Origin of the sequence: Nitrosopumilus ureiphilus (assembly GCF_013407185.1) — an archaeon.
Taxonomy (GTDB): domain Archaea; phylum Thermoproteota; class Nitrososphaeria; order Nitrososphaerales; family Nitrosopumilaceae; genus Nitrosopumilus; species Nitrosopumilus ureiphilus.
Genome location: NZ_CP026995.1, coordinates 211,647 through 232,857 on the forward strand (window position 1 = coordinate 211,647; position 21,211 = coordinate 232,857).

23 protein-coding genes and 1 tRNA gene are annotated in these 21,211 nt (G+C 33.2%); 11 read left to right on the forward strand and 13 right to left on the reverse strand.

Annotated elements, in window-relative coordinates:
* Nucleotides 1-96: 96 nt before the first annotated feature.
* Nucleotides 97-1,575 (reverse strand): ATP-binding protein, encoded by a 1,479-nt coding sequence (locus tag C5F50_RS01195; RefSeq protein WP_179371912.1) that lies wholly within the window; start codon nt 1,573-1,575, stop codon nt 97-99.
* Nucleotides 1,576-2,229: 654 nt separating this feature from the next.
* On the opposite strand from C5F50_RS01195, the gene C5F50_RS01200 reads away from it, so the two are divergent.
* Together C5F50_RS01200 and C5F50_RS01205 are read left to right on the forward strand one after the other, a co-directional pair.
* Nucleotides 2,230-3,672 (forward strand): DEAD/DEAH box helicase, encoded by a 1,443-nt coding sequence (locus C5F50_RS01200; protein ID WP_179371913.1) that lies wholly within the window; start codon nt 2,230-2,232, stop codon nt 3,670-3,672.
* Nucleotides 3,673-3,717: 45 nt separating this feature from the next.
* Nucleotides 3,718-5,388 (forward strand): DUF790 family protein, encoded by a 1,671-nt coding sequence (locus tag C5F50_RS01205; protein ID WP_179371914.1) that lies wholly within the window; start codon nt 3,718-3,720, stop codon nt 5,386-5,388.
* 64 nt (nt 5,389-5,452) lie between these two features.
* On the opposite strand, the gene C5F50_RS01210 is transcribed toward C5F50_RS01205, so the two are convergent.
* The 3 genes from C5F50_RS01210 to C5F50_RS01220 form a co-directional block, all read right to left on the reverse strand.
* The gene (locus C5F50_RS01210; protein WP_179371915.1) at nt 5,453-6,796 is read right to left on the reverse strand and encodes a phospholipase A2 family protein; all 1,344 of its coding nucleotides are present in this window, start codon (nt 6,794-6,796) and stop codon (nt 5,453-5,455) included.
* A gap of 136 nt (nt 6,797-6,932) precedes the next feature.
* Nucleotides 6,933-7,256, reverse strand: coding sequence for a hypothetical protein (locus C5F50_RS01215; protein WP_179371916.1), 324 nt, complete (start codon nt 7,254-7,256; stop codon nt 6,933-6,935).
* A 459-nt stretch (nt 7,257-7,715) separates the two neighbouring features.
* Nucleotides 7,716-7,790, reverse strand: a tRNA-Val gene (locus C5F50_RS01220).
* A gap of 79 nt (nt 7,791-7,869) precedes the next feature.
* Here C5F50_RS01220 and C5F50_RS01225 point away from each other — a divergent pair.
* Together C5F50_RS01225 and C5F50_RS01230 are read left to right on the forward strand one after the other, a co-directional pair.
* The gene (locus C5F50_RS01225; protein ID WP_179371917.1) at nt 7,870-8,883 is read left to right on the forward strand and encodes a glycosyltransferase; all 1,014 of its coding nucleotides are present in this window, start codon (nt 7,870-7,872) and stop codon (nt 8,881-8,883) included.
* A gap of 45 nt (nt 8,884-8,928) precedes the next feature.
* Entirely contained in the window at nt 8,929-10,344 is a 1,416-nt protein-coding gene (locus C5F50_RS01230; RefSeq protein WP_179371918.1) for an amino acid kinase family protein, read from the forward strand.
* Nucleotides 10,345-10,494: 150 nt separating this feature from the next.
* On the opposite strand, the gene C5F50_RS01235 is transcribed toward C5F50_RS01230, so the two are convergent.
* Nucleotides 10,495-10,701, reverse strand: coding sequence for a hypothetical protein (locus C5F50_RS01235; protein WP_179371919.1), 207 nt, complete (start codon nt 10,699-10,701; stop codon nt 10,495-10,497).
* 100 nt (nt 10,702-10,801) lie between these two features.
* On the opposite strand from C5F50_RS01235, the gene C5F50_RS01240 reads away from it, so the two are divergent.
* Nucleotides 10,802-11,716 carry a branched-chain amino acid transaminase gene (locus tag C5F50_RS01240; protein ID WP_179371920.1) on the forward strand — a complete coding sequence of 305 codons (915 nt, stop codon included), beginning with the start codon at nt 10,802-10,804 and terminating at the stop codon, nt 11,714-11,716.
* Nucleotides 11,717-11,957: 241 nt separating this feature from the next.
* Nucleotides 11,958-12,512 carry a class I SAM-dependent methyltransferase gene (locus C5F50_RS01245; RefSeq protein WP_179371921.1) on the forward strand — a complete coding sequence of 185 codons (555 nt, stop codon included), beginning with the start codon at nt 11,958-11,960 and terminating at the stop codon, nt 12,510-12,512.
* 27 nt (nt 12,513-12,539) lie between these two features.
* On the opposite strand, the gene C5F50_RS01250 is transcribed toward C5F50_RS01245, so the two are convergent.
* A complete protein-coding gene (locus tag C5F50_RS01250; RefSeq protein WP_179371922.1) occupies nt 12,540-14,306 on the reverse strand; it encodes a sensor histidine kinase in 1,767 nt (588 codons plus the stop codon).
* A 163-nt stretch (nt 14,307-14,469) separates the two neighbouring features.
* On the opposite strand from C5F50_RS01250, the gene C5F50_RS01255 reads away from it, so the two are divergent.
* Nucleotides 14,470-14,847, forward strand: a complete 378-nt coding sequence (locus tag C5F50_RS01255; RefSeq protein WP_179371923.1) for a response regulator — start codon at nt 14,470-14,472, stop codon at nt 14,845-14,847.
* 342 nt (nt 14,848-15,189) lie between these two features.
* Nucleotides 15,190-15,642, forward strand: coding sequence for a GNAT family N-acetyltransferase (locus C5F50_RS01260; RefSeq protein ID WP_179371924.1), 453 nt, complete (start codon nt 15,190-15,192; stop codon nt 15,640-15,642).
* A gap of 31 nt (nt 15,643-15,673) precedes the next feature.
* On the opposite strand, the gene C5F50_RS01265 is transcribed toward C5F50_RS01260, so the two are convergent.
* Nucleotides 15,674-16,504: an MEMO1 family protein gene (locus tag C5F50_RS01265; RefSeq protein WP_179372861.1), complete on the reverse strand. Its 831-nt coding sequence runs from the start codon at nt 16,502-16,504 to the stop codon at nt 15,674-15,676.
* A 21-nt stretch (nt 16,505-16,525) separates the two neighbouring features.
* Entirely contained in the window at nt 16,526-17,146 is a 621-nt protein-coding gene (locus C5F50_RS01270) for a TIGR00296 family protein (RefSeq protein WP_179371925.1), read from the reverse strand.
* A gap of 34 nt (nt 17,147-17,180) precedes the next feature.
* On the opposite strand from C5F50_RS01270, the gene amrS reads away from it, so the two are divergent.
* Nucleotides 17,181-18,251 (forward strand): AmmeMemoRadiSam system radical SAM enzyme, encoded by a 1,071-nt coding sequence (gene amrS, locus C5F50_RS01275; protein ID WP_179371926.1) that lies wholly within the window; start codon nt 17,181-17,183, stop codon nt 18,249-18,251.
* Nucleotides 18,252-18,292: 41 nt separating this feature from the next.
* On the opposite strand, the gene C5F50_RS01280 is transcribed toward amrS, so the two are convergent.
* Both C5F50_RS01280 and C5F50_RS01285 read right to left on the reverse strand, forming a co-directional pair.
* A complete protein-coding gene (locus tag C5F50_RS01280) occupies nt 18,293-18,772 on the reverse strand; it encodes a cupredoxin domain-containing protein (RefSeq protein ID WP_179371927.1) in 480 nt (159 codons plus the stop codon).
* 55 nt (nt 18,773-18,827) lie between these two features.
* A complete protein-coding gene (locus C5F50_RS01285) occupies nt 18,828-19,031 on the reverse strand; it encodes a hypothetical protein (RefSeq protein ID WP_179371928.1) in 204 nt (67 codons plus the stop codon).
* 232 nt (nt 19,032-19,263) lie between these two features.
* Between C5F50_RS01285 and C5F50_RS01290 the strand changes: the two genes are divergently transcribed.
* Nucleotides 19,264-19,689 (forward strand): universal stress protein, encoded by a 426-nt coding sequence (locus C5F50_RS01290; protein WP_179371929.1) that lies wholly within the window; start codon nt 19,264-19,266, stop codon nt 19,687-19,689.
* Between the two features lie 15 nt (nt 19,690-19,704).
* On the opposite strand, the gene C5F50_RS01295 is transcribed toward C5F50_RS01290, so the two are convergent.
* The 3 genes from C5F50_RS01295 to C5F50_RS01305 form a co-directional block, all read right to left on the reverse strand.
* Complete coding sequence (locus C5F50_RS01295) at nt 19,705-20,133, reverse strand: universal stress protein (RefSeq protein ID WP_179371930.1); 429 nt, start codon at nt 20,131-20,133, stop codon at nt 19,705-19,707.
* 76 nt (nt 20,134-20,209) lie between these two features.
* On the reverse strand, nt 20,210-20,359 hold the full coding sequence (locus tag C5F50_RS01300) for a hypothetical protein (protein ID WP_179371931.1): 150 nt from the start codon (nt 20,357-20,359) through the stop codon (nt 20,210-20,212).
* Nucleotides 20,356-20,847: a hypothetical protein gene (locus C5F50_RS01305; RefSeq protein WP_246282095.1), complete on the reverse strand. Its 492-nt coding sequence runs from the start codon at nt 20,845-20,847 to the stop codon at nt 20,356-20,358. Before C5F50_RS01305 ends, C5F50_RS01300 begins: the two co-directional genes overlap by 4 nt.
* 78 nt (nt 20,848-20,925) lie before the next feature.
* Here C5F50_RS01305 and C5F50_RS01310 point away from each other — a divergent pair, with 78 nt between their 5' ends.
* Nucleotides 20,926-21,177 (forward strand): hypothetical protein, encoded by a 252-nt coding sequence (locus C5F50_RS01310; protein ID WP_179371932.1) that lies wholly within the window; start codon nt 20,926-20,928, stop codon nt 21,175-21,177.
* The last annotated feature ends 34 nt before the right edge of the window (nt 21,178-21,211 follow it).

Genomic DNA, 21,211 nt, shown 5'->3' on the forward strand with positions numbered 1-21,211 from the left:
TCGATAAGACTTAAACCACAAATAATAAAATAAGAAGTTCATATGGGTCCACGGGGTTGGGGGTCAAACCATTTTCCGCGTTCAAGTTTTGTGTTTCTAAATAATTTTTGTTGGTTTAGGAAGTATTATCTTAAAACTTGTAGGATTATTATTTACACGTATTGAACCACCATGACTTTCAACAATTGTTTTACAGCTTGCCAAACCTAATCCTGTTCCTTTTTGTTTTGTGGTAAATAATGGGTCAAAGATTTTAGAGAGAATTTCAGGTGGGATTGGAGAACCTGAATTAGTAAAAATAATCTTTAATGAGTCATCATCCTGTGAAGCGGATATATCAATTTGGCCTTTTTCATCTATGGCTTGAATTCCATTGAGAATGATATTTAAAAAAACAGTTGACATTAAATGCGGATCACAGTTTATTGTTAAATCGTCTTTTGGATATGTTATTTTAACAGATTCTGGAACATTTAGAGCATTAATTGAAGAATCTAAAATATCAAACAAACTATTACTTGTCAATGTAATTGGTTTTTCTCTGACAAAATCCATTACTTCTTCAAGCTGATGTGTCATTCGTTCAATCGCATTATCCATTCTCTTATAACTTTGTACTAAATTATTTTTCTCACCATATGCCAATTTGATATTTTCTAGACTTGTTTTTAAAACACTGAGAGGATTACGCAAATCATGAGCTAGTCTTGCAGACAGTTCTCCAATAGCAACTGAACGTTCATTTTTTAGTAATTTTTTTTCATTAGCTATTAATTCATCATACATAATTTTGATGTCTTTTGCAAGATCTTTAATCTCATCATCACCAGAAGGTTCAAGATTTATGTCCAAATTTTTTGTGGTTATTTTATTTACATTGTTTCTAAGTTCAGTAATTGATAAGGTAGTGGATTTTAATGAAAAATAACTAAATGAAGTAGTCACTATTAGAAAAATAAATATCAGTATAATGGTTGATTGAAAAGCTGTTTGTGTTTGTTTTGAAGTCATTAATGTTACTGATTCTAGTGTGATAAGCGAGGTTTCTGTTGCATCAGAATATTGAGTATTTGTTAATTCTCTAAATTCAATCAATCCTTTTTGATATTTTTGTTTTAGATTCCAGTATTCCGTACTTTCAAGAACTATGATTGCCTCCTCACTTTTGTCATCATCCACTAAATTCAATGAGATATGTTCTAATTCCACTAGACGAATATTAGCATCATTAATCTGAGAAAAAATATTGTTTGTTTTATCAGTTCCATCTTCCAGTGCACTAGTGATTTCAAAGTTTAGTTTTGGCTCGTTTTCATAATATCGTTCCTTCCACATTATATTCTGTGTAAATGCATAATTTCTAGCAGATTGTGTAAGAACTTCATCATAGTATTCTATCAAATATGCATGAGATAGCAAATGTGAAGAATCAGATAATCCAGTTAGTGCCATGGGAATTTCATTTTCAAGTGGTAATGATATGTTATGCAAATAAGAAAGTGAAATAATACCTGATGAAATTATAACTACAGAAAAAAATAAGATCAATAAAGATATTTTTTCTGCAATTTTCATTTTACATCATTTTTTAAGCAATTAATATGTCAAAGTCATTGTGAACATTTTAGACATTTTAAAAAATATACATTACATTATAAATGAAAGTACATCAAATTATACGACTTTGAAATAGATCGTTAAAATCAAGATCATCCATCTTTAGGAAAAAATATACGCAGATAGGCGTGAAAAATAAAATTTCAATAAAGTTTTTGCAAGTTCAAATTTGCAGACTTATTCACATTTGTCTAGTTCTCCAATTTTGCCACCAGATTTCATCTTAGATGATTATCCATTTACAATAGAAGATCCAACTAGATACATAATTGTGTGTAGAAATGGTCACACTTTCACTTGAGAGTTTGTGATGTGTAAGAGATCTTAGGTAAACAACTTGATCTTACAAACTATTTCTTCACATCAACTTCTAACATCAATCATACTTCAAGGGAACTATCTCTTACATCATTCCTTCTGAGACAGCAAATCTGCCAAGATTTGAACATAAATTCTCTGAAGGGGAATTACCACTTTGGTTCAAATCTCCAAATTTTGTTATGATATTGAATTAATATTTTAATGCCCTATCTTGAGATAATTTTCCATTAACTGGCACTGTGTGATCAACGATCAAAAAATGATTATAGTGATATTGACAAGTAAGTGTACTTGTCATCTACATCATCCCCAAATCCTAAACTGTTCTTTGATAAGGGTACTATTCGTATTGAAGGAAGCGAACTGATACAAATTCCAGGCACAAAATATGATGATAGAACTAAGATTCTAAGATCCTATGCCCTTAACTATTCAGAAATTATCGAGTATTTGAAAAAAAGCGATTTGGATTTTGTTGATCATGTATCTGATTTCATACCCTCTCCTGTATTTCAAATGAGGGATTTGGAGTTACGAGATTATCAACAACAGGCCATACAAAATTGGGAAAATTCATCGATGAGGGGATGCGTTGTCTTACCTACAGGTGCAGGAAAAACTGCCATAGGAATTAAGGCAATACAAAAAGTAAACGCATCTACGCTTGTTGTAGTTCCGACAATTGATTTAATGGAACAATGGTCAAATAGTATTTCCAAATATCTTACAACCAATAACCAAAATCAACAAAATATCTCTGTTGGTAAATTAGGTGGTGGAAAAGATGACCTCCAAGCAGTTACCGTGGCAACGTATGATTCTGCCTATCTTAGAGCATCCTCCATAGGAAATCAGTTCAAATTGATCATCTTTGATGAGGTGCATCACCTTCCTGCACCTGGATATCGTTCTATTGCAGAACAGTTCATTGCACCATATAGATTAGGTTTGACTGCAACAATAGAAAGAGAAGATGAATTACATGAGTTAATTCCGTATCTTACTGGTGGGATTGTGTTTCGTCTTGGTTCGCAAGAACTATCACATCAAAAACATCTTGCAGAATATACTGTTGATAGAATACAAGTCAATCTTACTACAGAAGAACAAAAAGAATATGAAACTAACCATACAAAATTCTTAACAAATCTTAGACAATTGGGATTCCAAGTACCATCAATGTATAATCTTAAGCGATTAATCATGATGTCAAACAAAAACAAAATTGCGAGGGAGGCAATGCTTGCAAGAAACAAAGCAAATGAGATTGCACTAAACAGTAAAGCAAAGATAAGCGAATTACAAAAAATTTTACAACAAAATAAAAACACAAAGACGATAATTTTTACACAGAACAACAAGATGGTCTATGATCTCTCAAACCAATTCTTGATTCCCCATATCACTTACAAGACAATTAAAGAAGAAAGACGAGACGTTTTAGAGGGATTCAAATCTGGCAGGTATAATGCAGTTGTAACCTCTAGAGTATTAGATGAAGGAGTAGACGTTCCTGATGCAGAATTAGGCATAATTATGAGCGGTACGGGTAGCGGACGAGAGCTGATACAAAGATTAGGAAGAATTCTGAGACCAAAACAGGATGGCAGAAAGGCAAGACTGGTCGAATTGGTTTCAAAACATACGCGAGAGACAAACACCAGTGCAAAAAGAATAACTGCACTGAAAAAAAATTCTTCTATGAATGTAGATTCATCATCATATGGGAGTTGATATGATGTATGACAAACTAACAAAAACCATTGAGGTAATGTCTTAATGCTTTCATCTGAACTTTTGCGTACCAGAATTAGTCGAGGTAAGATAATGCCTTTATTTTGTACTGCTGACTTTGGCAACGGTACTGATTACGAACTTGCCAACAAACTCATTGTACTTTTTACAAATGCACACAAAGATAGACAATGCAAAGGAGATTTACTGCAAAAAATTGGACTACTTGAATCAGAATATGATTACAAACTAGTACGGGGATTTTTTGCATTGTTGGAGAGACGCTCTGTTTTTGGAAGATTGAATTCCTCTTCTATTGCGACTCCGATGTTTATAAGACAGAAATTGTTTGAGGAATCCTCAAAACAAGGTTTAGCTTTGTCTGATTCACAAAGACAAGACATCATCCAACAAATTGCAAATCAGATGCATATTTCACCAGATGATGTTGAAACCATAATGTGGAGTGACAAAGATGAGAATCTTGTGTTAACACAATTTGATATCATTAGCCCCAAAGATCTGATTTTGTGGTATAACCTTTCATTATTTCAAACACTGCTTTTCAAATGTACTCGATTAGAATTTTATGTAAAAGGTGGACTTTATTGGAAACAAGTTTTACGCAACGTCAAAAGATATGGCTTGATGTATAATTTAGAATATGATTCAGAAGATGGCAACGATGTTGATTCCATAAAATGTGTCTTGGAAGGGCCACTTAGCCTCTTTAAAATGACTGACAGATACGGCATATCAATGGCCAAATTGTTGCCATCAATTGTAGGCACGCCAACTTGGAAAATTAATGGCTCCATTGTAAAAAGGACAGATGATGGCCAAAAAATTTACTCATTTGAATTATCAAATGACAATACCAAAGAGTTTCTCCGTTCAACAATAGACACAGCATATCAAAATAATGATGATGCGCGAAATGATGACTATGTTTATGACAGTTCAACAGAAGCAGCATTTGCAAAGAGATTTCATCAACACTTTGATCAACATGACAAGTTTGGATGGAAAATCTCTAGAGAACCAGACCCTTTAATTGCAGATGGCAAAGCCATGATCCCTGATTTTTTATTTGAAAGGTTTGGACGAAAAGTATATTTGGAAATTGTAGGTTTTTGGACAAAAGAGTATCTTGAAAGAAAAGCAGCCAAGCTTCAAGTCATATTTGACGACAACCACAAGAAAAATACAAACAACAAAAACATTGACTTGTTGGTTGCGGTAAATTCTGAATTAGCATGCTCTCAAATAGAGACAATTTCCAAAGATCGAGTTTTTACTTTTAAAAAAGACGTTTCAATAAAACCAATCTTAGAACATTTAAAGAAAATTGATGCTGAAATCACAAGAGAAAAAATTGATGACACTCAAATCAAATTAGATGTAAATAATTTGGACCTGATCTCCATAACCAAAATTGCTCAGGAATATGCCATTCCGGAAACCGCAGCATTAAAGATTATCCATACTGATTTTCCTGATGTGTATGTTGAAATTGGTTCGTATCTGATTTCAAAAGAAAAAACGAATATTGTCAACATCTCTCTTGACGGTATCTCTAAATTTGTTCAGGCATGTACGGTTATGAAATCACATAACATCCCTGATTCATGTCATGCTGATTTGTTATCTAAATTAGGATATGATGTAGTCTGGGTTGATTTGGATCCTAATAATGCAACAATAATTAAAAAATAATCACATCTGATGAGGAGAATTGTCTAATTGGTTCAAAACTCTGATTTTTTATGCCAGAGTCATTTCAGCATTTTACACATTTTGTAGTTATTGTAAAGTCAAAGATCAGGTTTGCCGTACCTTCAAGCCATTCAGAAACATTTACTGTAACAGATGTAGATGTTTGTCTCCCATCAACACATTTCACCTCTACTTTGGCTCTCTTTACGCCTGAATCATTAGGACCGGCATCAACTTCAATTGCATTAACCCAAAAAGATAAGACCAACTTGTCTCCACACTTTCCATATTTTTTCTTTAGCAACAAATCATTTCGGGATTCAAAATTATTGTGATCCAAGATATGCTCAGAAATATTTTTCTGCACACCACCATCTACTTTGATCTTGTACTTCCAGTCGTTACCAACATTATCTCCTTGATAGGTAACTGCAGTCAATCTTACTTCGACTTCACAGCACAGACTGCTTTCTTCCCCTCCGGGAATATCTACAGTGCCTTCTTGTGGTTTGGCTTCTATGTGATAGTTGAAATGAGATTTTCCAAGTACCCTAACGCCAACATAGTAAATCCAAGCTAAGATGCCATGAAATATTCCGCCCTTGTTTTTGATGCAGTTGTAAAATTGCAAATCGCAATTTTTTCTATCTTCTTCAGTTCCACCCCTCCAGTAACATCTATCATGTTCATTACAACACTCTTCAATATCAAAATCAGGAACTCCTGTACAGCCGTTTACCTCACATTCTTCTGATTGGTCTGATCTAAGAGGTGATGTGCATTCCTGTAAGTTAAGAAGCAATTGAGATAGTTTGGATACAGAGTTTGCAATGCCAGAGCTGAGCTTAGAATCAAGTTTATGTTTCCACAATAGTGCTGCGGTCGCAGATCCTGCGTCATGAAATAAGATATTGTCTTTAGCTGCTTGTTTTTGACTCAAAGAATAAAGAGATGACAAATCATAAGACAGAAGAAAAAGAGACGAGTAATCAATTTCATTTGTTTTTTCCCTTAGATTGACAGAAATTAGTTCTCTGCCTGTAGGGTGAGAAATAAAAACTCGTATCATTTCTTTTTCTTTAGAGAAACCATAGGTTACCCCTGATAGATGTTCAAAGACTTGTTTTTTCTTGCTTGATGGAGCTTTAATTCCAGTGTGTCTGCTTTTTGTTAACAACTTTTCCAGATCGTCAGCGTTTGCAATATCGACAATTTGTTTTATATTTAGAATGTCTTCAGGTTGCTTGTAGGGTTTGTTTTTTACTATCAGATTTGCTAGTTGTTGGTTGATTCTGAGATTTTTTACAAGGTTATCAACAGATTCTTTGTTTAAATCAAGTAATTTTTTTGGCTTGGATATTTTTTGCACTTTTTTACGTGGAGTCTCTGGTTTACGGACTTTGGCCAATAGTTACTTACATGTACGTATATTTTTAAGAGTTTCCTACCAAATTATGTTCATTAGTTATTGCCAATTCTAAATTAAGAATGTTTTATTTTAATTGAAAGAAATAGAGAAAGATCACAATCTCAAATGAGGAGGGTTATCTTTGCTCTATTGGAATTCCATACTCTTTGGCCAAAAGTAACACATCCTCTGATGTGCCATGAGGAAGCAAATTACCTAGTCCTTGTGACATCAAGATATTCCTAATGAAGACAAGTTCATGCTGCATGTCCGTCACCTGTGTCTTTAGATCCTTTTCACCTTTTTTGAAGTCATCCAATGTATCAAAATCAAATGCAAAGCTGTATTGCTGGCAGTACTTTAATTCCAACGGGTTGACATGATTGCATTTTGGGCAGTGCTTTGCAACAGTGAGGATTTCATCTTGGCTCCACACATCGTTTGGGGAAAAGCTTGTCATGCGCTTGTTCTTTTTTTGCTTGATGTTTGCAAACAGTGGTGAGCTCTTCCAGTAGTCACGGTCAAGTGTGTCATTCTTGTTGTAGAGCCAGCGGTAAAACGAGAACAGCCTGTTGCGGAGGATGTCTTTTCATTTCTAAACAAGAGAAAAAAGCAAAGAGAGCAGGATCCGGACCAAAAGTGGATTGTCACCTGGAACGACTACCTCTGTGACATCTTTTAGTTTTTTGCCCTCAAAGAACCTGCAGAACAGCTCCAGAACTTTGAGGTAGTTTGTCGCGTTTCGAAGGGGTTATTCTCATAGTTTAGGAGCCAAGAGTCAAACTCTAAGAGTATCTTTTTGTTGCATTCAGTCAGTTTTTCTGTCTTTTACAGTATCTTATCATGCGTTGTGGGCATTTCAGTCTCCTCCCACCACTACCATATAATGGGTCAATGGTATATGAACACGTAATTGAAATGGGCCCACGGGGATTTGAACCCCGGATCTTCGCCGTGTAAGGGCGACGTCATAACCGACCTGGACTATGAGCCCAGAAACCTACCTTGTTAAAATCCATTTAAACTTTGAGACATGGGAGAATCTAGAAATTTGATAAAAAAATAAGAATTTCATGAATGTTTGTAATTTTTTTTCTAGTCCTATTGGATTAGGACATGTGACTCGAGATATTGCAATTGTAAATAATTTTGAAAATATCACAACAAACTTTGTAACAGGAAGTGGAGCTGCTAAAATTCTAAAAAATTTGCATTTTAAAGTTCAAGACGTATACAATCCTCCCTCATTTATTGTTGAAAATGGAACTCTAAAGAATTCAGCAAAATGGCTTTGGAATTATTATAACTATTATAAAGAATGCAAAAGTATCTCAGAGAAGATTCTGCCTACTGATAATCCAAATTTAGTAATCAGTGATGAAGATTTTGCGTCATTGACTGTTGCACAACTAATGAAAATCCCAACAGTACTAATTACTGATATCTTGGAGACCCATTTTACTAAAGGACTAGCATCATTAATTGAGAGAAAAATGAACAAGTCAATGCAAGAAATTTGTAAAAAATGTGATCTAGTAATTCTTCCTGAACATGGGGATGATGATGATAATATAAAAAGAGTAGGGCCAATTGTTAGAACTACAAATCACTCAAGAGATGAATTACGAGAAAAATTCTCATTTAAAGGAAAAACAGTTGTTGTTTCCATAGGTGGAACAGATGCAGGACTATTTCTAATTGAAAAAGCATTAGAATCTATTTCAAAAATTAATCAAGACATCAAAGTCATACTAGTATCTGGTCCAGCAGTTACTAGGAAATTTGAAAATGTCACAAATTTGGGGTTTGTTGATAATTTGCACGAACTGATTTTTGCTGCAGATTTGTTAATTTCGCTGGCTGGAAAATCAACAATAGATGAGGCAAATGCATACGGCACACCTGCAATATTCATTCCAATAAAAGGTCATTTTGAACAAGAAGACAATGCACGAGAACAAGGATTTGTTTTTGATGATGTCAAAAGATTAGATGCGCTAATTTTAGAAAAACTTGAAGAAAAGAGAAACCAAGTAAGTACGGATGGTGCAAAAACTGCATCAAATATTATTAAAAAATTAATCTGAGAATCAAATGCTTAATAGAAGGCCACTGAGTTTTGATAAGGTACTATGACTAGACTAGTAGTTGCCAAATTTGGAGGAAGTGCAATAGGTCCTGATGGTACGTTAATCCCAAAAATTATTCAGCGTATCAATAATTTAAAAAAAGATTCCAAGGTTATTGCAGTTTTTTCAGCGCCTCTTACTATACATAATGGAAAAAAACGTTCACTAACTGATGTAATTTTAGAGCAAGGAAAAAATGCAGAAGATGGAAAAAGTCCGTCTCTAGACATTGTAAAATCTACTTATCAGAAAATTCTTGAAATGGTAAATTCTGCAAACAAGGAAGATTGCAAAAATACCATTAATTCTAATCTAGAACAGGCCCAAAAAGCCCTTGATGAAGCATTTAGTGCAAAAGAATTCGTTGATGAAGTTCGCTCAAAGGCTTTGGCATTCTCTGGCGAAATTCTAATGTCTCACGTGATGAACTATATTCTAAAAAGTAATGGCATAAAATCTGATTCTGTGGATTTTGATGGTTGGCCAATAATTACAGATAATAACATAGAGTCTACTAATTTTCTCGCATCTAAATCCAGGGAAAATATGGATAAAATTACACAATTAGTAGATCAAAATGAAGTAGTTACTATGGGGGGATTTATTGGGAAAACCATTGATAATGTTACAACTACATATGAGCGTGGGGGATCAGATAGGACGGCAGCAGATCTTGGAATATTATTTCACAAAAAATATGAAACAAGTATAGATTTTGAAAAAGACAGTGCAGTAGTTTCCGCAGATCCAAAAATTGTAGAATCTGATCTAAGAGAAGTTTTCCAATTGTCATATAATGAAGCAAGACTAGCAGGAATGTTTGGAATGAAAATTTTAGATCCTATTGCAATAAAAGAAATTGTAGAAAATGGCGTAGACCTATCAATAATTATTACAAATATGAATAATCCTGAAAAAATTACTACTATAAAGAGAGCATTAGATGAGCAAAAAGGACATCCAATCAAAATTGTCACAGGAAAAGAAAATTGTGCAATCTTTAGAATTGAAACTAGCTCTATTCAAAAATTATTAACATCATTAGAGAAAGACAAACGTTACAGTGAGTTTGTAATTTTATCACCATTCACAAAAGATGGAATTGAGTTCTCTAGAATTTTATTTTTGGATGGAGATTATGTTAAGAGAAATGAAAAATATTTGTTAGGATTTGATTCTCTTGCAACAATAACATACAACAGAGGTGTAATTACACTAATAGGAGATGAGATGTGGCGAGTTCAACAAGTTGCATCAAGGACAAGTGCAAAAATTGGTGATGCTGGATTAAATATATTGAATATGGATGCACAAGAAGAGACTTCTCGAATTATTATTGTTATAGAAGATGCAGATGACAACATAAAAAATGCTATCAAAGCAATTCATCAAGAGATTTCTAAGATTAATTTTATTTAGCCAAAGTGTGGCGTACGGGTTTTTACACCTGTAAGCGCCATCGAGGGTTTGTTCTTGGACCATTATCTAGATTCAGTCCGGGCGTTACCCTAAACACGCGATACTATGTGTTACAATTTCTAGTATATAGAGCTGATCTATATAGATAATCTACATACGCTCAGATGCGTACCATAATACAATTCCTACTCCCAAAATGGCATACCACTTTAGATTTTTTTTATTCATGAAAATATTTGTTGAGCCTAAATCTTCATCTTTGTATGTAGTTAAACGAATTTTTCGCATCTCAAAAGCTTGACCCACTAATCCTACTACTAGAAGAATAATTGATACAAAACCCAGAGCCCACTCCATAGTATAATTAATCATTTATCCGATATTTACTTTCCAAATTGGATAGAAATACGAAAAAAAGATATAATTCTTTAAATTAGCAGTGTTTTTTTCGACTCCTATGAAAGAGGTTGGTAAAATATGGATGAATGGAAAATTAGTACCATTCAAAGATGCCAAAGTTCATGTACTGACTCATGCATTACACTATTCAACATCCATCTTTGAGGGGATTCGATGTTATGATACCCCTGATGGTTCAGCAATATTTCGATTACCAGAACATATTGACAGATTCTTCAAATCTGCAAAATTGTATTCAATGAAAATGCAATTTACAAAAAAAGAAATTTCAGATGCAATAATCAAAACTGTCAAAGCTAGCGGACTCAAAGAATCATACATTAGACCACTTGCATATTATGGATATGGAACAATGGGATTAACTCCTACTGAGAATAAGGTAGATGTCTCTATTGCATGCTGGGAGTGGAAGATGGGTGAATCAAAAGCAGGTAAATTCTCTGGCGCAAAATGTAAAATGTCAAGCTGGATGAAAATTGATTCAAGATCTCAACCTATGCAAGCAAAAGCTGCATCAAACTATGCAAATGCTGCACTTGCAAGAATGGAAGCATTAGATAATGGCTATGATGAAGCTATCATGCTAAATTCACATGGCAAAGTTGCAGAAGGAAGTGCTGAAAACATATTTGTTGTAAAAGATGATATTATTCAAACACCCCCACTTTCAGCAGGTGGATTAGAAGGAATTACAAGAGATAGTATTATACAAATTATTGAAGAGAATAGTGGGTTTGTAATTGAGAGAGATCTTGAAAGAGATGATCTTTACACAGCTGATGAAATTTTTATGACTGGTACTGCAGCTGAAGTAAAATCAGTGACTCAGATAGATCAAGTAAAAATAGGAAATGGAAAGATGGGTAACATCACAAAAGCACTTCAAAAGTCATTTTCTGATGTGGTAATGGGAAAAGATGAGAGATTCTTGCCCTGGTTAACATTTATCTAATTTTCCACGAAGTTTTTTAGCAGCAAAATTGATTAAAAGTCATGGATTCCTGTACTTCTGGTGAAACTCATGAAATCTGTTGGTTTTGCAGAAAGGGGCGTCACGAAGACTGCATGAAAGAAATCCCAACACAAGGTAAATCCGATGGTCCTCATGATTGCACTTTTGATACGCAACTTATTCCATGCAAATGTCCGCACTAAATAATTAGTATCAAATACCGCTTTGTTTGAATAATTTTATGAGTTACAACAAGGAATTTTGGGACAAATATGCTGATGAAAATGAAGCAAGATATAATGAAGAATTTGCAAGATATGCCCGAAATTTGGCTACTTCCTTGCATTGCACAAGCGTTCTAGAGATAGGATGCGGTACTGGAATCGACTTGAGACTATTTCCAGATACTTTTCAAATTCATGGAGTTGATCTCAATGATAGTGCATTGGAGATTGCAAAAGGAAAGATACCATTTGCAAATTTTAAGAAAGCAAGTATTGCGGATTTGCCATTTGAGGATTCTTCAATTGACTTTGTTTTCACACATCAATTATTGAATTATTTAGATGATGATACATTGGATAAAGGAATTGCAGAAATGTATAGGGTTGCTGGAAAATATATTATGAATTGTGAAAAATTTGAAGAAACAGAAAAACAGATAGATGAACATCATAAATTTCGAAATGTCTACAAAAGATGGTTAAACTACAATGTACGAATTGTAAGCAATGTGGATATGCATGAAGACATAGAACCTGACAAATCTAGATTTACACTATTAAAGAAATTATAAACTATTTTTAATATTGGAAACTTTTTCTTATGATCTCTTTGGAATCATTACGGTAAATGTTGTAGGATTATTTTTCACAGAAATTTCACCTAGATGTTGTTCTACAATATTTTTACAACTAGCTAATCCCAAACCTATTCCTTTTTGTTTAGTTGTAAATAGAGGTTCAAATACTTTATCAAGATTTTTCTCAGAAATACCTTGTCCAGAATCAATGAATTCTAAAATTATAAAATTGTCTTTTTCATATGTTCTTATCTCAAGTTCCCCCCCATCAGGCATTTCTTGAATTGCATTTACAATAAGATTAATGATAACAGCTTCTAATTTGATTGGATCACATTTGATTTGCAAATTATTTTTAGTATATTTTACCTCAATGTCTTTTGGAATCTTAATTTTTTCTAAAGAATTTTCAATTAGTTCTGATAGGGAGATGGAAGTTAATTTTATTGGAGAATTTCTAACATAACCTAAGACATCATCTACCTGGTGAGATATCCTGTCAATACTTTTGTTGATCAAATCTAATCGTTCTAATATTTTGATATCTGAAATTTTTGTATCTGCAGGACTTTGACTAATCAAATCTACAGACATTTTCATAACTGATAATGGGTTTCTCAAATCATGTGCTAGACGCCCAGATAACTCCCCTATTGCAGATAGACGCTCAGCTTTTAGTAACTCATGGGTTTTTTTCTCTACAATATATTCGAGATTGTTTTTTTGTCTTGTAAGTTCATCAGTCCTAATTTTGACTAATCGTGAAAGATTCTTGTTAATAGTCAAAACAATAATTACAAAAACTCCTAGCATGGTAGCAACTCCAATCATTAAGTTTTGAGCAGAAATTTGCTCATCTGTTTGAATCAAAACTGCATGAACTAGTGATATGAGACTAACCATACATACAATAGCTAATGTTAATGGAATTCCAAACTGTTTGATGGTTTCAAATTGTATGCTTTCCGAGAAAAACATCGCTTGTTTTTCAGATCCTGGTAAATTTGCAATCTTCAAACGAATGTGAAGTGCAAAAATTAACAAGATGAAGCTATACACATACATCAAATCCACTGGATGTCCGTCATAGTAGGAACCATCAAGCTCAGCAAAAAGGAAGAATGTATCTGAAATACTGTAAGCTATTAATCCGAACAAGAGAAGCATCCATGAAAAGTTTGCACCTTTTTTGGTAAGAAATAAAATGCCAATAATTGCTGGAACTAGTTTGATTGATGCCAATATTGGATATGTCAGTGCAATTGATACTGCAAACGCATCCTTCCCTGATATGTCATCATATGCTGCTAAAACAGATGGAATCAAAAAAGAGAATGACAAAGCAATTGCAAACAACCAACCATTTCTAGTAATTATTTTAATTATGGGCTTTATTGAAATAAATAAAAATGCAGTCATAAATGGATATGCTGCAATATAAAAGATGTCAGCTTCTGATGGAAATGGTTCACCTTCCCAAATATGATCATAAGCTTGCCAAATTTGCTCAGCTATAAACCATGATAAAGCAGCTAAAGCGAAGAAAAGAAATGCTTTTGCTTGAAAATGTTTTTGCTTGAATAATTTTATTGCGAGAATGGCAGAATATACAGTAAGTAATCCTGGAAGAATTGCGTATGTTGGAATTGATATCCATCTAAACTGATCGTCATCAAGAAATGATCGCAATTGATAGATGATACTAATTGATACTAAAATTACAATTAAAACAATTAGAATTTGCTTATAATTTATGGATGATTTTGGTAAAAAAGTACTGTTGCTCAAAGATTAAGCCTCTTAAAATAACATATTTTGTGAATGTATAAAGATGTATTTTTCATAAAACGCTAATTTCTAGGCTCAATATTTTTTGAAAAAAGACATTTTTGTGTGTAATCATTATAACAAACAAGTCTTTAATAGTAAAATATGAGTATGTGACTTTAGCATGAACAGTATTATTCTATTAGTAGAAGATGATACAGATTTAATTTCAATCTATAAAGAAATTCTAGAATTATATGGATATGAACTTCAAACTGCAGTTAATGGAGAAGAGGCAGTTGAAAAATTCAAACAAGTTAACCCATCTTTAGTTATAATGGATGGAGATATGCCAGTACTTGATGGGTATGAAGCCTTTAAGCAAATCAAAGAGATTGATAAAAATGCTAAAGTAGTCATTGTAACTGGCTATTCTCAACTTGAACCAAAAAATCAAGAAGCGGTAAAAGAAGGGTTAATCAAAGTAATTTCAAAACCATTAGGAGTAGATGAATTAATCTCTCTTGCACAACAATACACCAAAGCTGAAATTAAAACATAATTTTTTCAAAATTAAAACAACGAGAAATACTTGGAAAACATACGAATCTAGGAACGATTGGTATAACATGAATTGTTTTCCAAACCTATTATTCTACTACGCAGAATAATGGCTTCTCGTTGTAGTTACTATGTCAAAATAATATTTAACTTTGATCTGGATTTTTACCTGTGCTGACAAACAGAACTATTTTCTAAAAAGCATCCAAATTCTAGAACCAACAAAAATTCCAACAGCTGCTATGATTAGTACTACCATCACTGTTTGTCCTGTATTTTCTTCCATGTTCCTCTGAGTAATTTGTATCAAGCAGTTCTTAAAGTATAATGAAATAATCTATACATGGAAAACATGGATATCCGAGAGGCTTCAGGCAAAGATATTCCCATTATTCTTGGATTACTTTATGAACTTGGACGTCCAAAACCACAAAAAGATTCTGACATTGAATCCTTTAGAAAACTAATAAAAAAATACATTACTGATTCTGATAAAAAAATCATTCTTGCACAACTTGATGATACTGAAATAATTGCAATGGTAAGCATAATTTTTCTGCCAAGACTTAATCAAAATTCTTTGGAGTTGTACATTCCAGAATTAATTGTTCGTGATAAATTCCAGAATCAGGGAGTGGGAAAAAAACTAATCAATTCTTGTATATCTATTGGAAAAGAGAAAAAATGTCATAGAATTAGGCTTGAATCTGGTAATCAACGAAAGGAATCCCACAAATTCTATAAGAAATTAGGATTTGAGCAATCTGGTCTTTCCTTTACAAAGAATTTGAATTAAAATTATTGGATTTTCACATAATTGAATATTGTCAAACAAATTTTATCGCTCCATATCCTACAACGGAATCTGTATCTCCAGATACATCTCCACTAGTTGCATAACTGAGAAGTACCCCTTTAGTTGCACCTAAATTCTTGCATGCAATCATTGTAGCTGCAATTGCGCCAAATCCACACGCTGTTATTTTTCTCTCTCGTAATACCTGATAAAATCGTTTGACATCCATATCCAAAATGGATTCAATCAATGCTTTGTCTTGAAGATGGGCAAAAGAATTTTCTTCATAATGTGTAAAATCTGATGAGGCAACAATAATAGCATTTTTCTTTTTTGCAATTTCAGATACTGCATTTCCTACATCTCTTGCAGTTTCCAAATCTTGTGCAAGTAAGATAATTGGAAGTATCTTAAATTCATTTGAAAGCAATGATTGCAACATTGGAATTTGTACTTCTAAACTGTGATCTTGTGAATGCGAATAATTATCAATTTCAACAATGTTGGATTTTTCTGCAATCTCTTGAGCAGAATCTGAATCTACCTCAACTAACCCTAATGGTGTCTTCCATTTTGCATCAATCATAGTTGCAGCATTTTTTCCAACTCCGAAATGATTTGGTCCTATAATGATGGCAAGTTCCGGATTTTGCGATGATATAGCATTGTAAGAATGACATGCAGTAGGTCCAGAGTATATGTATCCTGCATGTGGACACACAACTCCAAAGATCTTCTCATTTGACTCTGCAATTTGTTTTCCTGGACCGTATTTGTGATCAAAACAATACTTTATCATATTTTCCAATTCTTCTTTTCTACCTGGGTAAAATTGACCTGCTACAACTGGTTCTCGTATCATCATTTACTATTCTACATTATTTTATAAAAAATCATTAGATGATTCTCGGACTATTTTTCCATTTGGTGACTCTTCTTTGAATATAACCCCCTCAAATCTGGATACTTTGGTTGCTTTGTCTTTCCAAGCATCTTTACCAAGTCCAGCTTTTTCACACGTAAATTCCAGAAATTCTTTGACATTCCATCCGTATTCTGTTGGAACTTGTGGTAAAAGCAAACCTGATGTGTAAGCATTTTCTACAATTAACCCGTCCCTGCCAACTTTAATCATCGATAGATACTCATTTGGATTATCGACATTGATTTCAATGGGTGGAGTAAGCACTGTTACCTCAAAAACAATCTGATCTAATTCATCAACATCTACTGGTGTAAATCGAGGATCCTGTGTCGCAGCAGAAATTGCAGCATCAACTAGCCCATCAGCCAATTTTTTGACTGGAATTGGATATCCGATACATCCTCTCAATGAATTTCTTTTGTTAATTGTAACAAAAACTCCTGATTCAAAATTAAATTTTGAATTAAACTCCAAGTCATTGATCTTTGAATTATTTTTAAGATATTCTGTAACTGCTTTTCTTGCCATCTTGACTAATTCTTTTCCATCATCATTAGAAATTTGACTGATTTTCTTCATACTTGTTAAATATGTAAAAACACAATAAAAAACATTGACGAGTATACTTGGCAAAGAAGCTGAATTATATGAAAAACTTCCAAATGACAAGGTAAAGTGTACTGCTTGTGCACGATATTGTGAGATTGGTAAGGGCCAAATCGGTTTATGTGGAATTCGTGGAAATGAAGATGGCAAGCTACAACTGTATGCATATGGAAAAGTAATTTCAGGTCATGTTGATCCAATTGAAAAAAAACCTTTGATACATTACTGGCCTGGAAGCAAAGTGTACTCTATTGCAACAACAGGGTGTAATTGGCTCTGCAAGTATTGTCAAAATTCTGATATTAGCCAAAGACGTAAAGTTGAAGGAATTGATATGACTCCTGATGATGTTGCAAATACTGCTGTAAAGTATGGTGCACATGGAATTGCATATACGTACAACGAACCATCTATTTTCATAGAGTTTGCACGTGATTGTGGAATTGCTGCAAGAAAAAAAGGACTGTTTAACGTTTTTGTCTCAAATGGTTATGATACTCCTGAATCAGTTTCAATGATGAATGAATTTCTTGATGGGATTACCGTGGATTTCAAAGGAAGTGCAGAGAAAGAATTTACAAGAAAATTCATTGGTGTGCCTGATCCTCAACCAATTTTTGATACATTATTAGAAATTCGAGACAAAACAAAAATTCACATTGAAATCACTGATCTAATTGTACCAAAAGTAGGAGATAGCATAGAACATGCTAAAAAACTCTCAAAATTCATCTATGATGAATTTGGACCAGAAATGCCAATTCACTTTTTGAGATTTCATCCTGACTACAAAATGATGGAATATCCTAGTACTCCAATTGAGACTTTGGAAAAACATTATCAGGTTGCAAAAGATCAAGGATTGAAATACGTCTATTTAGGAAATGTTCCTGGCCACAAATGGGAGCACACGTATTGTTCTGAATGCAATGAGATAGTTGTAAATCGATATGGATTCAGTATTAGAGGATGGCATCTTGATGAAAACAATTGCTGCCAATTTTGTGGAAATAAAATTCCTATAGAAGGAAAATTGCAGAAAGGATACAAAGAAGACCGTTTCCAGTTTGTTTCTTGATTTTATTGTTGAATAATTCTGAAGTGCAATCTTTAGAAATATCATTTTATAGTAACTGAAGCATTGGCCCATGGATGGATCATGCAAAAGTAGGCATATTCTCCTACCTCATTGAATTTATGTGAAAAAGTTTCATTAGACATTATCAATCCACTGTCAAACAGTCCATCTGGACCGTCAACAATATTTCCACTGGTCACCGTATGTGCGGCTGAATCGTCATTTTTCCAAATTAATTCACCACCTGTAAAAATTATCAATGATGGTGGATCATAACAAATACCATCTTTTTCACAACCTGGAACAGATGTCCCTGATGGTATACTGGCTAATCTTGCAGACAGTTTTGAAGAAGACAGTTCTTTGGCTGTTTGACCAAGCTGAAAAGGCCAAAGAGATTCTTGTTTAGTTTTTTCAGACGCCTTCTCTACTATTTCTCTGCCTGATTCTGATAACTCTTTGAGTTTTTCTGTTGTTTCTTTAATTGATGTAGCTAGAAAAAACAATGATTCAATTATCATAAATGAGAATTAACAAAAATTGTGACTATGAACTTGTTTAATTAAACATTCACAACTATCTACCTCCACCAAAGAACTGAAAGATCTGCCTTCTCTCATAAATTGCCACTAAAATTAAAATTACTAATCCTACAATCAAACTAATATCTTCCGAAAAGAATTTTGCAGACATTTCCCAAATGCCTCTCCAAAACAAAACTAATCCTATACCAGTAAGCAAAAGAAGAAACGTACGTTTTGTAAAAACATTCTCTTTCAAATTAGTTGATTCTCTTTAATTGGTATTTAGATATTTTTGGATTAAAATGACAGTTAATTTTCAAATGTGATAACTTGGAATTAGTTTAACTATCAAGATTAGGATATGTGATTATGAGAGATGATGTATTTTGTCATTGTGGTTCGTGTGGGCATGAGAAAACTGATGAGTGCTATACAAAACAATGCTCTTGTTGTTTGAGTGACCATCAGGGTGCTTTTGGTAAAAATAAATGATTAAGAAAAAAATTAACAAGATATTGGTTGCACTTGATGGGTCGAAAAATTCACAACGTGCATTAGATATGGGAATTTTTTTGGCAAGAAAGTCTGCCACTAAACTAATAGGCATCAATGTTATCTCAAATATTCCAAAAAAATATCATCATTTGAGTTATCCTGAAAAGCCTGTTTTGTTAGCTGCAGAGAATATGATGGAATCTGCCAAGAAATTATGTGCTCAGAGTGGAATTTTATTTGAAAGGAAGATCGACTTTGGAGATCCTGGACCTAAAATTACAAAATTTGCAGAATCATTGAGTTTTGATATTATAATAATTGGAACAAGGGGAATGAGTGGCATAAAGGAAAAACTTCTTGGGAGTATATCTAATCATGTTGTCCACAAATCATCTATTCCAGTTATGATTGTAAAATAATATTGCAAAAATTGATTATTTTACAATAAGGATAGAACACGGTGAATTATTTGCTAGTTTGTTTGAAACACTTCCAAGAAAGAATCTTGCAGCTTTGCCTAGGCCTTTACTACCAATAATTATCATATTACATTGTTCTTTTTTTGCAAGTTTTATGATTTCTGTTGAAACATTGCCTTCTTTCATGACTATTTTTGAATCAACCCCTCGCTTTGTAGTTATTTCTTTTCCATTAGTCAAAACTTTATTTCCAAACTTTCTTAAAATTTCAAGATATTCTTTTCTGTCTAATAGATTAATTGGAATTGATTTTTCAACTACGTACAAAAGTATCAAACGAGATTGATAACTTTTAGCCATTTCACATGCATGTATGAGAGCTTTTTCTGAATATTTTGAACCATCAAGAGGAACTAAAATATTCATGTAAAGTGATTTTTTCATGTTGAACTAAATGTTGATCCATATTTAACTAAACTCTTTTTAATAAATTAATCTAGTACAAATTTCCCAAAAACTCTCATTCAAGTTTCTTAATCTCTGTGCGAACTTCTTTGAGCTCTTTCTCCATTTTTTCTTTTTTGGTTTGTGAAATTGAGTCATCACATAATTGCTGAAGAATTAAAAATTCTTTGTTCTTCAATGATGCAAAATAGTTGAACTCATTCATTCTATCTTACAACAGCTTTTACTTTGAAGGCCTCTTGCAATCCAATAAATGGAGAAAATCAAAACTCCTACTGAAATAAATTTTAATTCCAATCCTTGCATTGGAAATAATGATAATCCCCCTATTGTTCCTAAAATTACGGCTAGTGGAGCAGTACATGCGGGACATCCTGGAGTAAATGCTGCAAACGCCCCTCCCAAAACAGCTGATGAATTACCCTTGATGGAATTCATCATTTTCATTCTTTTTATCTTAAAAGCCATCACTGCAAAATTGATTCCAGCCAAAGCTGAAATTATTATTGTTAATCCAACTGATGTAATGATATAGGATGGCATTAACTCCATTGTAGTATCCAAATGAGATGTTAACATTGACATTGTCAAAAAATAATAAATTATTCCTAGTCCTAGACCACTAATTATGGCAATTAAGGTATATCTTCTAGTTGTAAGTACATTTGAAATTAGCTGTAATTTGCCTACCAAGTAGGATAATTTACAATTCATCATATTTTAACTATTTATCAACCAAAGATTCTTAGCCGCAAAAGATTTGGTAAAGATATGGCTGAATTCTCTTTTGAAGAAAAAACCATCCTTGTTCAATATGCGATTAAAAAATTTGAAAATGAGGAAATAGTCCTTGAAAAATTAAAAAATATCTTACCCGAAAAAGATATTCAAAGAAATATTGATACTCTTATTGGAACTCAAAGAGTTAGGCGAATTGGTCCTGAAAATCTTCAAAACAACGAAAGTCACACTGAACTGCCTGAACTTCCAGAAAACCTAAAATCCATAATCGAAAATCTTTAATCTAAAAATTCTTAAATCACTCTAATTGTAGATT